This is a genomic window from Streptomyces capillispiralis (genome assembly GCF_007829875.1).
Lineage (GTDB): Bacteria > Actinomycetota > Actinomycetes > Streptomycetales > Streptomycetaceae > Streptomyces > Streptomyces capillispiralis.
In genome coordinates, this window is the sequence record NZ_VIWV01000001.1 from 6,419,407 (window position 1) to 6,432,461 (window position 13,055).

The following is a 13,055-nucleotide window of genomic DNA, read 5'->3' on the forward strand; positions in this document are numbered from 1 at the left end:
GTCCGGTACACCTCAGGGAGGACACGATCATGGCGCCCGGTGGGAACCGCGGCTGGCTGCTCCGCCTCGTCATCGCCTTCACCTTCGCGCAGGGGGCGGTGTCGATGGCCCGGCCCGCCGTCTCCTACCGGGCGCTGGCGCTGGGGGCGGACGAGCGGGCGATCGGCGTGATCGCGGGGGTGTACGCGCTGCTTCCGCTGTTCGCCGCCGTACCGCTCGGCCGGCGCACCGACCACGGCCGGTGCGCGCCCCTGCTCCCGGTCGGCGTCGTCCTCATCTCCGGTGGCTGCGCGCTGAGCGGCATCGCCGGCTCGCTGTGGACGATGGCCCTGTGGAGCGGGGTGATGGGCCTCGGCCACCTGTGTTTCGTCATCGGCGCGCAGTCGCTCGTCGCCCGCCAGTCGGCGCCGCACGAACAGGACCGCAACTTCGGCCACTTCACCATCGGGGCGTCGCTCGGACAGCTGATCGGACCGGTCGCGGCGGGAGCGCTGATCGGCGCGGACATGGCCCGCACCAGCGCGCTCGCCCTGCTGGTGGCGGGGGCGGGCGGTGCGGTGGCGCTGACGTCGCTGTGGCGCATAGAGCGGCCCGGGGCCCCGAAGTCCCGTACGGAACGGGGCGAACGGGTGCCGGTCCGCGGCATCCTGCGGTCCCGGGGCGTGCCCGCGGGCATCCTCATCAGCCTGGCGGTGCTGTCCGCGACCGACATCCTCACCGCCTACCTGCCCGTGGTCGGCGAGCACCGGGGCATCGACCCGGCCGTCATCGGCCTGCTGCTCAGCCTCCGCGCGGCGGCCACGATCGCCTGCCGGCTGGTGCTCACACCGCTGCTGCGGCTGCTCGGCCGCAAGGTGCTGCTGACCATGACCTGTCTGCTGGGGGCGCTGCTGTGCGCGGGCGTGGCGCTGCCGGTGCCGGTCTGGGCACTGGCGCTGGTCCTGGCGGTCCTCGGCTTCTGCCTGGGCGTCGGCCAGCCGCTGTCGATGACGACGGTCGTCCAGGCCGCCCCCGCCGGGGCCCGCTCCACCGCCCTCGCCCTGCGCCTGACCGGCAACCGCCTGGGCCAGGTCGCGGCGCCCGCGTCGGCCGGCCTGATCGCCGGGGTCGCGGGCGTGGCCGCCCCGTTCGTGATGCTGGGCGTCCTGCTGTTCCTCTCCGCGGGCGTCGCCCTCCGCACCCCGTCGGGCCCGCCCGCCGGTCCGGACACCGGTCCGGACACCGGGGCCGGGCCGGCTGCCGGGTCGGACGCCGAGGCCCGGCCCCGGCGCGGTACGGCGCGGTAGCCGGTAGCCGGTGGCCGACGGGCGCGCCCCCGCGCGCGCCCGAGCGCCCCCAGCCTTGGCGATTCCGCGCCGCAGCGCCCGCGCCCCGGCGATTCCGCGCCGCAGCGCCCGCGCCCCGGCGATTCCGCGCCGCAGCGCCCGCGCCCCCCGCGCTGAACGTGGGCGTCCGTTTTCTCGCGGATCGGACGGTGCTGCCAAATTCCGCCCATGTCTTCCCCCGGACGCCTACTTTCCGTTAGCTTCCGTGACTCACGCGCCCCGTACGACCCGCACGAGGCGTCCGACCGTGGAGCACCAGCGACCTGACGAGCCCCCGGGGGCAGCCTCATGACACGCGCCATCTCCTTGCACGACGTGAGCAAGTCCTACTCGCGCGGCGTCCGCGTGGTGGACCGGCTGTCGCTGGACATCGCGCCGGGCGAGTTCCTCGTCCTGCTCGGCCCGTCCGGCTGCGGCAAGTCCACCGTGCTCCGGATGATCGCCGGACTGGAGGACATCGACGAGGGCCGCCTCTTCCTCGACGGCGAGCTGGGCAACGACCTGCCCCCGTCCGACCGGGACATGGCGATGGTGTTCCAGAACTTCGCCCTGTACCCGAGCATGACCAGCCGCGACAACATCGGTTTCCCGCTGCGCATCGAGGCACCCGGCACCGACCCCGCCCCGCGCGTGGACGCCACCGCCCGCATGCTCGGCATCGAGGACCTCCTCGACCGCTTCCCCGCCCAGCTCTCCGGCGGCGAGCGCCAGCGGGTCGCCATGGGCCGGGCCATCGCCCGCCACCCCTCCGCCTTCCTGATGGACGAGCCGCTGTCCAACCTCGACGCCAAGCTCCGCAACCGTCTGCGCGCCGAGATCTCCCAGCTCACCCGCGAGCTGGGCGTCACCACCGTCTACGTCACCCACGACCAGTCCGAGGCGATGTCGCTCGGCGACCGCGTCGCCGTGCTGCGCGGCGGCGTCCTCCAGCAGGTCGGCACCCCGCGCGCGGTGTACTCCCTGCCGGGCAACGTCTTCGTCGCCGCCTTCATCGGCACCCCGCGCATCAACCTGCTGCGCGGTCTGGTCCGCGCCCCGCTGGACGGCGCGATGACCATCAGCCTGGGCAAGCAGTTCCTCCGGCTGCCCGAACCGCTCTCCCTGGACCACCAGTTGCTGCGGGTGCAGCAGGGCCGCGAGGTCATCGTGGGCCTGCGCTCCGAGGCCGTCCGGATCGCCAAGCCCGCCGCCGCCCGCCCCGGCGAGGTCGTGCTCACCGGCCTGGTGGAGCACCTGGAGTTCCAGGGCCACGAGGTCCTGGTCCACTTCGACACCGGCTCCCGCCCCGCCGTCGTACCCGAGCTGGAGGCCCCGCGTCCGCGCCCCGGCCGCCCGGCCCGGCGCCGCCGCCGCGACGGCACGGTCCTGGGCCGCCTGCGGGAGCGGGCGGGCGCCCTGCGGGCCGGGCCCGTGGTGGCCCTGGACGACCCCGAGCAGGACGGGCCGCAGCCGGCCGCCGCGGAGCCACGGGTCCCCGGTGACCTCATCGTCCGCACCACCCCCGACATCCGTCTGCGGCACGGCATGCAGGTCCCGCTCCTCGTCGATCTGGCCCACCTCTTCGTCTTCGACCGGAACGGCGAACGGATCTGCCCGAACCCGGCGCGGCTGCCCGACCTGGAGGAGTGACCCGACGCGCGCACACCCCCTCTGGCGCCGAAAAACTAACATCGCTAGTTTAGGAGTGGCAGACGACGCCCCGTCCCGGAGGAAGCGCGATGAAGGCATACGACGGCATGTACATCGACGGCGCCTGGCGCCCCGCCGCGGGACCGGACGTGATCGAGGTCGTGAACCCGGCCGACGAGCAGGTGATCGCCACCGTCCCCGCCGGCACCGTGGAGGACGTCGACGCCGCCGTACGCGCCGCCCGTGCCGCCCTCCCCGCCTGGGCCGCCACCCCGCCCGCCGAGCGCGCCGCCCGCCTCGCCACCCTCCGGGACGTCCTGACGGCCCGCCGGGACGAGATCGCCGAGACGGTGACCGCCGAACTCGGCGCGCCCCTCAAGCTCTCCCAGACCGTCCACGCCGGCGTGCCGATCGCCGTGGCGGGTTCGTACGCCGAGCTGGCGGCGGCGTACGCCTTCGAGGAGCGGACCGGCAACTCGACGGTCCTGCACGAGCCGGTCGGCGTGGTCGGCGCGATCACCCCCTGGAACTACCCGCTGCACCAGATCGTCGCCAAGGCCGCCCCCGCCCTCGCGGCCGGCTGCACCGTCGTCGTCAAGCCCGCCGAGGACACCCCGCTGGTCGCCCGGCTCTTCGCCGAGGCCGTGCACGAGGCCGGCATCCCGGCCGGCGTGTTCAACCTCGTCACCGGCCTCGGCCCGGTGGCCGGGCAGGCCCTCGCCGAACACCCGGGCGTCGACCTGGTCTCCTTCACCGGCTCCACCGCCGTCGGCCGCCGCATCGGCGCCCTCGCCTCCGGCATGGTGAAGAGGGTCGCCCTCGAACTCGGCGGCAAGTCCGCCAACGTCATCCTGCCCAGCGCCGACCTGGCCCGCGCCGTCAACGTCGGCGTCGCCAACGTCATGTCCAACTCCGGCCAGACCTGCAGCGCCTGGACCCGCATGCTGGTCCACCGCGACCGCTACGACGAGGCCGTGGAACTCGCCGCGGCCGCCGCCGCCAAGTACGGCGACCGCATCGGCCCGCTCGTCAACGCCCGCCAGCAGGAACGCGTACGCGGCTACATCGAGAAGGGCGTCGCCGAGGGCGCCCGCCTCGTCGCGGGCGGCCCCGACTCCCCGCACGCCCGCGGCTACCACGTCAGCCCCACCGTCTTCGCCGACGTCACCCCGGAGATGACCATCGCCCAGGAGGAGATCTTCGGCCCGGTCCTGTCGATCCTGCGCTACGAGGACGAGGACGACGCCCTGCGCATCGCCAACGGCACCGTGTACGGCCTGGCCGGCGCGGTCTGGGCGGGCGACGAGGCGGAGGCGGTGGCGTTCGCCCGCCGCATGGAGACCGGCCAGGTCGACATCAACGGCGGCCGCTTCAACCCCCTCGCGCCGTTCGGCGGTTACAAGCAGTCCGGTGTGGGCCGCGAACTCGGCGTGCACGGCCTGACCGAGTACCTCCAGACCAAGTCCCTCCAGTTCTAGGGGAGTCGAATCCGCCATGGCCGTACGTGCCGCCGTCCTGCCCGCCGTCGGTGCCCCGCTGGAGATCACCGGGATCGACCTGCCCGAACCCGGCCCCGGCCGGGTCCGGGTCCGGCTCGCCGCCGCCGGGGTCTGCCACTCCGACCTGTCCCTGTCCAACGGCACCATGCGCCTGCCGGTCCCGGCCGTCCTCGGCCACGAGGGCGCCGGCACGGTCGTCGCCGTCGGCGAGGGCGTCACCCATGTCGCGCCCGGTGACGGCGTGGTCCTCAACTGGGCCCCGTCCTGCGGCGCCTGCCCCGCCTGCGCGCGCGGCGAGGTCTGGCTGTGCGCGGACGCCCTGGCCGGCGCCGCCGAGGTGCACGCCCGCCGCGCCGACGACGGCACCGACCTGTACCCCGGCCTCAACGTCGCCGCGTTCGCCGAGGAGACGGTGGTGGCCGCCTCCTGCGTGCTGCCCGCACCGGACGGCGTCCCGCTGGCCGACGCCGCGCTGCTCGGCTGCGCCGTCCTCACCGGCTACGGCGCGGTCCACCACTCCGCCCGGGTCCGGCGGGGCGAGACGGTCGCGGTCTTCGGCGTCGGGGGAGTGGGCCTGGCCGCCCTCCAGTCCGCCCGGATCGCGGGCGCGTCGAAGATCGTCGCGGTCGACGTCTCCCCGGCGAAGGAGGAGCTCGCACGGTCCGCTGGCGCCACCGACTACCTGGTCGCCTCCGACACCACCGCCCGCGAGATCCGCGCCCTCACCGGCAAGGAGGGCGTGGACGTCGCCGTCGAGTGCGTCGGCCGGGCGACCACCATCCGTACGGCCTGGGAGTCCACCCGGCGCGGCGGACGCACCACGGTCGTCGGCATCGGCGGCAAGGACCAGCAGGTCACCTTCAACGCCCTGGAGATCTTCCACTGGGGCAGGACCCTGTCCGGCTGCGTCTACGGCAACTCCGACCCCGCCCGCGACCTCCCGGTGCTCGCCGACCACGTCAGGGCCGGCCGCCTCGACCTGGGCGCCCTGGTCACCGAGCGGATCACCCTGGACGGCGTCCCGGCCGCCCTCGACACCATGCCGGCCGGCAAGGGCGGACGGGCACTGGTGATCTTCTAGCCCGTCCCGCACCGGCCGCCCCGGACCGGGCCCGGCGGCTCACGCCGAGTCCCGGGCCCGGTCCGGGCGCGGCTCCCCGGCCCCCCGCCGCGGAGCCGCGGCCGCCGCCTCGGCCCGGGACCGCGACACCGCCACACCCGCGAGACACAGGGCGCCGCCCACCAGGGTGAGCGGGCCCGGTACCTCGCCGAGCGCCAGCCACGACATCAGCACCACCAGGGCGGGCACCGCGTACGTCGTCGCCCCCATCCGCCCGGCGGTCGTCCGGGCCAGGGCGTAGGCCCAGGTGGTGAACGCCAGGGCGGTCGGAAAGACGCCCAGGTAGACCATGTTGAGCGTGGCGGACACGGGTGCGTCGGCGACCTCACCGGCCAGCTGCCCGGCGAACGGCAGACAGGCCACCGCCCCCACCAGACAGCCGTACGTCGTCACCTGGAGCGGGCTCGCCGCGCTCAGCGCCGGCTTCTGCGCGACGACCCCGGCCGCGTACGCCACCGCCGCCAGCAGGCAGAGCACCACGCCGAGCACCGAGGACCCGCCCTCGCCGGACATCGACAGCCCGACCGTCACCGCGCCGGCGAACGACACGGCCATGCCCGCCAGCAGCCGCGGCGGCAGCGCGTCCCCGAACAGCCGGGCGCCGAGCAGGGCGATGAGGATCGGCCCCACGTTCACCACCAGCGCGGCCGTCCCGGCGTCGACCTGCTGCTCGCCCCAGTTGAGGGCCACCATGTAGAACCCGAACCACAGCAGCCCCGAGACCAGGATCCCCCGCCAGGCCGCCCTGGGGGGCAGCCCTTCCCGCCGCAGCAGGCAGATCGCGCCCAGCGTCAGCGCCCCGGCCAGCAGCCGCCCGAGGGCGAGCGCCCCCGGCGAGTACGCGGTCCCGGCGCTGCGGATGGACACGAAGGCGGAGGCCCACAGCACGACGGTGACGCCGGCCGCGCAGGCCGCCGTCACGTCCGCGCGACGGCCGGGATCGGGGGTGGAGAGGCGCATCATGCTCCAGAACATAGGAAGGGGAGAGGCCGGGACGCTCGCGGTTTCCGGACGGGGGCCTGCTGACCCGCCGCTCACCGCAGCGCCTCCGCCTCGATGCCCAGCAGGTCGTGGAGCGCGTGTGCGCCCGTCTCCGTCACCTTCACCGCCCGCTCCGAGCCGATGCGCACGCACCACCGTGCCCCGAGGGCGTGCCCGCACAGGGCGGCGCCCGCCACCCCGGCGAGGTGGGGGCGGCGTTCCGTCCAGTCCAGGCAGGCGCGGGCCAGCGGGCGGCGGCCGCGCAGGTCGAGGGCGATCCCGGCGGCACCGAACCAGCGCAGTCCCGCGTCGGTGAGCGCGAACCCGGTGTCCTGGCGCAGCAGCCCCCGCGCCGTGAGCGCGTCGGTGAGAGCGATGCCGAGCCGTCCGGCGAGATGGTCGTAACAGGTGCGGCCCCGGGCCATCGCCGACCCGGCGCCCGCCTGCCGCAGCGTGCGCGGGCGTTCGGCGGCGCCCGGGGCGACCTGCGCCGCCAGGTCCTCCACCAGCTGCGCGACCCGGGTGCCGGCCAGCCGCACGTACCGGTGCCGCCCTTGCCGTTCCTCGGCCAGCAGTCCGCCCGCGACCAGCTTGCCCAGGTGCTCGCTCAGCGTGGAGGCGGCGACGCCGCAGTGCCGGGCCAGCTCGCCCGCGGTCCAGGCCCGGCCGTCCAGCAGGGCCAGCAGACACGCGGCCCGGGTCTCGTCGGCGGCCAGCGCGGCGAGCCGGGCCAGCCCCGCCGCCCGGGGGTCCTTGGTGCTCATGTCCCCCAGCATGCGGCAGGGACACTTCGGCCTTCACCGAAGTGTCCGGCAGCCCGTCGTCTAGGCCCCGCCCGTGACCTGCTCGTACTGGAGCGCCAGCCCGTCCAGCAGCGCGGTCAGGCCCGTCTCGAAGGCCCGCTCGTCGATCTTCTCCTGCTGCTCGGCGAGCAGGTGGGCCTGTCCGAGGTGCGGGTAGTCGGCGGGGTCGTAGGCGCTGGCGTCGTCGACGAAGCCGCCTGCGAAGGAGCCGAGGGCGGAGCCCATGATGAAGTACCGCATCAGCGCGCCGATGGAGGTGGCCTGCGCGGGCGGCCAGCCGGCCTCGACCATCGCGCCGTAGGCCGCGTCGGCCAGCCGCAGCGCCGCCGGACGGCGGCCCGGGCCGCGGGCGAGCACCGGGACGATGTTGGGGTGGTCGCGCAGCGCCGCCCGGTAGGAGACCGCCCAGTCGTGCAGCGCGGTCCGCCAGTCCCGCCCGTCCTCGAACATCGACAGGTCGACCAGCGCGCTCACCGAGTCGGCCACCGCCTCCAGGATCTCGTCCTTGGTGCGGAAGTGGTTGTAGAGGGAGGGGCCGCTGACGCCCAGTTCCGCGGCGAGCCGGCGGGTGGAGACGGCCGCCAGGCCCTCGGAGTCCACGAGCGCACGCGCCGTCTCCACGATCCGGTCGGTGCTGAGCAGGGGCTTGCGCGGTCGGGCCATGGCGCACATAGTAGGGCTGCGACCATAAACTAGCAGTGCTAATTTAAAGGTCCGGATTTCAAGCGGCTCTCACTTGGGGTGACTCGGTATGAACCTGGAGCTCAGCGAGGAGCAGGAGGCGGTCCGCCGGCTCGCGCGGGACTTCGTGGAGCGCGAGGTCGTGCCCCACGCCGCCGCCTGGGACCGCGCCGAGGAGGTGGACCGGGGCATCGTGGAGAAGCTCGGCGAGGTCGGCTTCCTAGGCCTGACGGTCGACGAGGAGTACGGCGGCTCCGGCGGCGACCACCTCGCGTACTGCCTGGTGACCGAGGAGCTCGGGCGCGGCGACTCCTCCGTGCGCGGCATCGTCTCGGTCTCCCTCGGCCTGGTCGCCAAGACCGTCGCCGCCTGGGGGAGCGAGGAGCAGAAGCGGACCTGGCTGCCGGGGCTCACCTCCGGCGCGTCCGTCGGCTGCTTCGGCCTCACCGAGCCCGGCACCGGCTCCGACGCCGGCCACCTCACCACCCGCGCGGTGCGCGACGGCGCGGGGGACTACGTCATCAACGGCACCAAGATGTTCATCACCAACGGCACCTGGGCCGACGTCGTCCTGCTCTTCGCCCGCTCCACCGACGCCCCCGGCCACAAGGGCGTCACGGCGTTCCTCGTGCCCACCGACACCCCCGGACTGACCCGCCGCACCGTCCACGGCAAACTCGGCCTGCGTGGCCAGGCCACCGCCGAACTGGTCCTCGAGGACGTCCGGGTGCCCGCCTCCGCGATCCTGGGTGAGGAGGGCAAGGGCTTCTCGGTCGCCATGTCGGCCCTGGCCAAGGGGCGGATGTCGGTCGCGGCCGGCTGCGTCGGGATAGCCCAGGCCGCCCTGGACGCGGCCGTGCGCTACGCCGGTGAGCGCGAGCAGTTCGGCAAGAGCATCGCCCGCCACCAGCTCGTCCAGGAACTCCTCAGCGACATCGCCGTCGACGTCGACGCGGCCCGGTTGCTGACCTGGCGGGTCGCCGACCTGATCGACCGCGGGCAGCCGTTCGCCGTCGAGTCCTCCAAGGCCAAGCTCTTCGCCTCCGAGGCGGCCGTGCGCGCCGCCAACAACGCCCTCCAGGTCTTCGGCGGCTACGGCTACATCGACGAGTACCCCGTCGGCAAACTCCTGCGCGACGCCCGCGTGATGACCCTCTACGAGGGCACCAGCCAGATCCAGAAACTGGTCATCGGCCGTGCGCTGACGGGGGTTTCGGCGTTCTGAGTACGCCTCTGAGTACGTGAGCGGATGTGGCCGCGGCCACATCCGCCGACCCTTGTCCCCATGAGCGACACACCGGTCAAGCAGCAGAGCACGGCCGCCTTCTACGGTCAGGCCGTCGCGTCCTTCGCGGTCGCCCTGGGCGCCACCGCGATCGGTATCTTCAACCTCCGGACGGACGCCTGGGTCCGTGCCTTCCTGGCCATCGCGGTCCTGTACCTGGTGACCTCCGCCTTCACCCTGGCCAAGGTCATCCGCGACCGCCAGGAGGCCGGGCAGATCGTGAACCGGGTCGACCAGGCCCGCCTGGAGAAGCTCCTCGCCGACCACGACCCCCTGCAGAAGCTGTGATCTTCGAGCGGGCGCACTAAGCGCCCGCTCACCCACGGCGGTATGGTGTTACCCCTGCCAGTGAATGGGGTGAGCGATGAGTACGGCGCAGGAGACGGCCGACGGCGAGGCGCAGCCGTGGGGTGAGGTCACGCCCGACGCGGCCCGACGGCTGCTGCTCGCCGCCGTGGAGGCGTTCGCCGAGCGCGGCTACCACGCCACGACGACCCGTGACATCGCGAGCCGTGCCGGAATGAGCCCGGCCGCGCTCTACATCCACTACAAGACCAAGGAAGAGCTGCTCCACCGCATCAGCAGGATCGGCCACGAGAAGGCCCTGGACATCCTGCGCACCGCGTCCCGCGCCGAGGGCGGCCCGGCCGAGCGGCTCGCCGACGCGGTCAGCTCCTTCGTCCGCTGGCACGCGGGCGGCCGGACCACCGCACGGGTCGTGCAGTACGAACTCGACTCGCTGGGACCCGAGGCCCGCGCCGAGATCGTCGGACTGCGTCGGCAGGTCAACGCCGAGGTGCGCGGGATCATCGAGGACGGTGTGCGCTCCGGCGACTTCGACGTGGCCGACGTGCAGGGCACCACCCTCGCCGTGCTCTCCCTCTGCATCGACGTGGCCCGCTGGTTCAACGTCAACGGCCCCCGCACCCCGGAGGAGGTCGGCGCGCTCTACGCCGACCTCACGCTCCGCATGGTCGGGGTCACCGGCGCCGGTCAGAGGTAGTAGCGGGCCACCGACTCGGCGACGCACACCGGCTTGTCGCCGCCCTCGCGCTCCACGGTGAACGCCGTGGCCACCTGCACGCCGCCCGGCACCTCGTCCACGGCGCTGATCCTCGCGGTGGCGCGGAGGCGGGAGCCGACCGGGACCGGGGCGGGGAAACGCACCTTGTTCGTCCCGTAGTTGACGCCCATCGTCACGCCCTCGACGGAGATCAGCTGCGGTCCGAACAGCGGCAGCAGCGACAGCGTCAGGTACCCGTGCGCGATGGTCGTCCCGAACGGCCCCGCCGCGGCCTTCTCCGGGTCCACGTGGATCCACTGGTGGTCCCCGGTGGCCTCGGCGAACAGGTCGATCCGCTTCTGGTCGACCTCCAGCCAGTCGGTGTACCCCAGCTGCTCGCCCACCGCCGCCTTCAGGTCGTCGACGGACGTGAAGATCCTCGGCTCTGCCATGTCCCGGCCTCTCGCGTCACGTAGTCGCAGGCGCGTTCCCGCGCGCATGCCTAAGCAACTGCTTAGCATGGTCGCCGCCGGGGCCCCTGTCAACGGACCGGGCCCCGGACCGGGTCGGTAGGGTTCGAGGAGTGCAACGGATTCCAGAGAAGATCCACGAGCTCACGGTCGGCCAGCTCGCCGCCCGCAGCGGCGCCGCCGTCTCGGCCCTGCACTTCTACGAGGCCAAGGGCCTGATCAGCAGCCGCCGCACCCCGGGCAACCAGCGCCGCTACAGCCGGGACACCCTGCGCAGGGTCGCCTTCATCCGGGCCGCCCAGCGCGTCGGCATCCCGCTCGCCACCATCCGCGAGGCGCTCGCCGAACTCCCCGAGGAGCGCACGCCCACCCGCGACGACTGGGCCCGCCTCTCCGAGGCATGGCGCTCGGAACTGGACGAGCGCATCAGGCAGCTCAACCGGCTGCGCGACCACCTCACGGACTGCATCGGCTGCGGCTGCCTCTCCCTGGAGGCGTGCGTCCTGTCCAACCCGGACGACATCTTCGGCGAACGCCGTGCCGGCTCCCGCCTGATGACCGAGAACGGCACCGGACGACGACACGAGGACAGCCGGCGCGGCGCCGACTGAACGGGGCGGACCCGGGCCCGCCCCGGCGCCCGCGCCCGGGTGAGCGCCCTCCCCTTCCCCCTCGGCACCGCCCACCTTGGGTGAGGCGACCGCCTCCGCCGTGGTCGGCTGGTTTCGCTGCGGGGGCGGCCGCTTTCGCGGTGGTCGGCTGGGCTGGTTGCCGGGTCGGCTGCTTTCGCGGTGGTCGGCTGGGCTGGTTGCCGGGTCGGCTGCTTTCGCGGTGGTCGGCTGGGCTGGTTGCCGGGCTGGCCGCTTTCGCCGTGGTCGGCTGGCCCCGTCGCCGGCTGGCCACCTTCGCCGCGGTCCTGACGCCCGGCACCGGGTCGGCCGCCTGCGCCGTGACCCGGGACCCCGGCACCGGGCTCGGTGTTCACCGGCGGGCCGGGCTTCCCGCCACGAGCGCGAGGGTCGGGTCGTATGCGCGCGAGGGCCGTGACATGCGCCCGAGGGGCGTGTCGGTCGGGCGGGGCCTCCGTCCCGATCGTGCCCGGCGCCCACCGCGTCCCGGCCGCCGGCGCATCGCCCGCACGGGCCGTCCAGGCCCCGCCGCGGTCCGGACGGGCGGTACGGGTGGGCGGGAACCCCGCCACGGCCGATGCGACGCCCGGTGCGGGCGTCGGGGCCAGCGGGTGCGGCATCCCCGGCGCACCCCCTGGCCCCCAAACTCCCCGTGCTCTCCTGTCGCTCCGTCGCTCCCGTCGCTCAGGCCGAGACCAGCAGCCTCACCCGTCGGGCGTCCGCCAGGGCTCCGGGCGTGAGCACGGGGCGCGGCACGAGGATGCCGCAGTCCGTGCAGACCGGGCCCGCCGAGGGCTCGTGGTCCAGGTCGTGGCGCCACATGAGCCGTTCCCCCCGGCACACGGGGCAGGCCGTACCCGGCTCGCGCTCCAGTGCGGCGATCAGCCGCCGCAGCACCTCGGCCAGCGGCTCCCGCGGGTGCACCCGCGGGTCGTCGCACCAGGCCACACCGAAACCGCCCCAGGTCAGCCGGTGCCAGTCGTCCACACTGCCCGGCCTGCGCAGCCCGTCGTGCTTCTCCTTCCTGCGGCGCTCGGCGAACTCCACCTCATAGGCCAGCCAGACCGCCCGGGCCTCCTCCAGTTCCTCCAGTGCGGCCACGAGCCGCGCCGGGTCGACGGAGCGGTCCTCGGGATCGAACCCGGCCCGCGAGCACAGATGGTCCCAGGTCGCCCTGTGCCCGTAGGGCGCGAATCGCTCAAGGCACTTGCGCAGCGAATAGCGCCGCAGCGCCAGATCGCACCGTGGATCGCGGACCTGTCTCGCCAGACTCCGGAAACCGGCCATCGTCCTGCACCTCCGTCACACCTGCACCTGTAATCCGGTCACTTCGGCGTCGTCGAACGGACGTCGCCGAATAGACGTATCGACACGCGATTCGGCTCCATCCTTTTTTCGATGGCCCCGTCAGCCGGTCGCGGGGACTCACGGGTCAACTCCCGTGACCCGCGCTTCAGTTGTGGTCGTTCCACGGAGATACCGGCGGTAACCCGCTCCGTTCCTTCCCGTAGGAAGGAGCCCTCCACGACAGCCTGAGAACTCCCCGCGGCTTCCCCGGGTTCCTTGAAGTGCCCGTCGATATGCACACGGGTCACCGGTGCCGTACTCCGGACGGCCCGTGCGACGGCGG

Annotated in this window: 13 protein-coding genes; 8 read left to right on the plus strand and 5 right to left on the minus strand. The window is 74.0% G+C overall.

Annotated features, from left to right (window positions below):
* Positions 1–29: 29 nt before the first annotated feature.
* From FHX78_RS28035 to FHX78_RS28050, 4 genes are all read left to right on the plus strand, one after another.
* Positions 30–1,286, plus strand: a complete 1,257-nt coding sequence (locus FHX78_RS28035) for an MFS transporter (RefSeq protein ID WP_145870183.1) — start codon at positions 30–32, stop codon at positions 1,284–1,286.
* A 327-nt stretch (positions 1,287–1,613) separates the two neighbouring features.
* A complete protein-coding gene (locus tag FHX78_RS28040; RefSeq protein WP_145870184.1) occupies positions 1,614–2,954 on the plus strand; it encodes an ABC transporter ATP-binding protein in 1,341 nt (446 codons plus the stop codon).
* Between the two features lie 89 nt (positions 2,955–3,043).
* The gene (locus tag FHX78_RS28045; RefSeq protein ID WP_145870185.1) at positions 3,044–4,432 is read left to right on the plus strand and encodes an aldehyde dehydrogenase family protein; all 1,389 of its coding nucleotides are present in this window, start codon (positions 3,044–3,046) and stop codon (positions 4,430–4,432) included.
* A gap of 16 nt (positions 4,433–4,448) precedes the next feature.
* Positions 4,449–5,534 (plus strand): Zn-dependent alcohol dehydrogenase, encoded by a 1,086-nt coding sequence (locus tag FHX78_RS28050; RefSeq protein WP_145870186.1) that lies wholly within the window; start codon positions 4,449–4,451, stop codon positions 5,532–5,534.
* A gap of 39 nt (positions 5,535–5,573) precedes the next feature.
* Here FHX78_RS28050 and FHX78_RS28055 read toward each other — a convergent pair whose 3' ends face one another.
* The 3 genes from FHX78_RS28055 to FHX78_RS28065 all read right to left on the minus strand — a co-directional run bounded on the left by FHX78_RS28055 (position 5,574) and on the right by FHX78_RS28065 (position 8,020).
* A complete protein-coding gene (locus FHX78_RS28055; RefSeq protein WP_373313039.1) occupies positions 5,574–6,536 on the minus strand; it encodes a DMT family transporter in 963 nt (320 codons plus the stop codon).
* A 71-nt stretch (positions 6,537–6,607) separates the two neighbouring features.
* Complete coding sequence (locus FHX78_RS28060; RefSeq protein WP_145870188.1) at positions 6,608–7,330, minus strand: ArsR/SmtB family transcription factor; 723 nt, start codon at positions 7,328–7,330, stop codon at positions 6,608–6,610.
* A 48-nt stretch (positions 7,331–7,378) separates the two neighbouring features.
* On the minus strand, positions 7,379–8,020 hold the full coding sequence (locus tag FHX78_RS28065; protein ID WP_145870189.1) for a TetR/AcrR family transcriptional regulator: 642 nt from the start codon (positions 8,018–8,020) through the stop codon (positions 7,379–7,381).
* Positions 8,021–8,108: 88 nt separating this feature from the next.
* On the opposite strand from FHX78_RS28065, the gene FHX78_RS28070 reads away from it, so the two are divergent.
* The 3 genes from FHX78_RS28070 (at position 8,109) to FHX78_RS28080 (ending at position 10,326) form a co-directional block, all read left to right on the plus strand.
* On the plus strand, positions 8,109–9,263 hold the full coding sequence (locus FHX78_RS28070) for an acyl-CoA dehydrogenase family protein (RefSeq protein WP_145870190.1): 1,155 nt from the start codon (positions 8,109–8,111) through the stop codon (positions 9,261–9,263).
* Positions 9,264–9,323: 60 nt separating this feature from the next.
* Positions 9,324–9,611 carry a YiaA/YiaB family inner membrane protein gene (locus FHX78_RS28075; RefSeq protein WP_145870191.1) on the plus strand — a complete coding sequence of 96 codons (288 nt, stop codon included), beginning with the start codon at positions 9,324–9,326 and terminating at the stop codon, positions 9,609–9,611.
* Between the two features lie 76 nt (positions 9,612–9,687).
* Positions 9,688–10,326, plus strand: coding sequence for a TetR/AcrR family transcriptional regulator (locus tag FHX78_RS28080; protein WP_145870192.1), 639 nt, complete (start codon positions 9,688–9,690; stop codon positions 10,324–10,326).
* On the opposite strand, the gene FHX78_RS28085 is transcribed toward FHX78_RS28080, so the two are convergent.
* The gene (locus FHX78_RS28085) at positions 10,317–10,778 is read right to left on the minus strand and encodes a MaoC family dehydratase (protein ID WP_145870193.1); all 462 of its coding nucleotides are present in this window, start codon (positions 10,776–10,778) and stop codon (positions 10,317–10,319) included. The genes FHX78_RS28080 and FHX78_RS28085 overlap by 10 nt on opposite strands.
* Before the next feature lie 131 nt (positions 10,779–10,909).
* Between FHX78_RS28085 and soxR the strand changes: the two genes are divergently transcribed.
* Positions 10,910–11,407 carry a redox-sensitive transcriptional activator SoxR gene (gene soxR / locus FHX78_RS28090; protein ID WP_145870194.1) on the plus strand — a complete coding sequence of 166 codons (498 nt, stop codon included), beginning with the start codon at positions 10,910–10,912 and terminating at the stop codon, positions 11,405–11,407.
* 702 nt (positions 11,408–12,109) lie between these two features.
* On the opposite strand, the gene FHX78_RS28095 is transcribed toward soxR, so the two are convergent.
* Positions 12,110–12,712 (minus strand): hypothetical protein, encoded by a 603-nt coding sequence (locus FHX78_RS28095; RefSeq protein WP_145870195.1) that lies wholly within the window; start codon positions 12,710–12,712, stop codon positions 12,110–12,112.
* Positions 12,713–13,055: the final 343 nt, after the last annotated feature.

Bases quoted from the DNA above. Each gene is read 5' to 3' on its own strand.
- FHX78_RS28060 (WP_145870188.1), bottom strand. From the start codon at position 7,330: ATGCTGGGGGACATGAGCACCAAGGACCCCCGGGCGGCGGGGCTGGCC.
- FHX78_RS28050 (WP_145870186.1), top strand. From the start codon at position 4,449: ATGGCCGTACGTGCCGCCGTCCTGCCCGCCGTCGGTGCCCCGCTGGAG.
- FHX78_RS28075 (WP_145870191.1), top strand. From the start codon at position 9,324: ATGAGCGACACACCGGTCAAGCAGCAGAGCACGGCCGCCTTCTACGGT.
- FHX78_RS28035 (WP_145870183.1), top strand. From the start codon at position 30: ATGGCGCCCGGTGGGAACCGCGGCTGGCTGCTCCGCCTCGTCATCGCC.
- FHX78_RS28095 (WP_145870195.1), bottom strand. From the start codon at position 12,712: ATGGCCGGTTTCCGGAGTCTGGCGAGACAGGTCCGCGATCCACGGTGC.
- FHX78_RS28070 (WP_145870190.1), top strand. From the start codon at position 8,109: ATGAACCTGGAGCTCAGCGAGGAGCAGGAGGCGGTCCGCCGGCTCGCG.
- FHX78_RS28065 (WP_145870189.1), bottom strand. From the start codon at position 8,020: ATGGCCCGACCGCGCAAGCCCCTGCTCAGCACCGACCGGATCGTGGAG.
- FHX78_RS28085 (WP_145870193.1), bottom strand. From the start codon at position 10,778: ATGGCAGAGCCGAGGATCTTCACGTCCGTCGACGACCTGAAGGCGGCG.
- FHX78_RS28040 (WP_145870184.1), top strand. From the start codon at position 1,614: ATGACACGCGCCATCTCCTTGCACGACGTGAGCAAGTCCTACTCGCGC.
- FHX78_RS28045 (WP_145870185.1), top strand. From the start codon at position 3,044: ATGAAGGCATACGACGGCATGTACATCGACGGCGCCTGGCGCCCCGCC.
- FHX78_RS28055 (WP_373313039.1), bottom strand. From the start codon at position 6,536: ATGATGCGCCTCTCCACCCCCGATCCCGGCCGTCGCGCGGACGTGACG.
- FHX78_RS28080 (WP_145870192.1), top strand. From the start codon at position 9,688: ATGAGTACGGCGCAGGAGACGGCCGACGGCGAGGCGCAGCCGTGGGGT.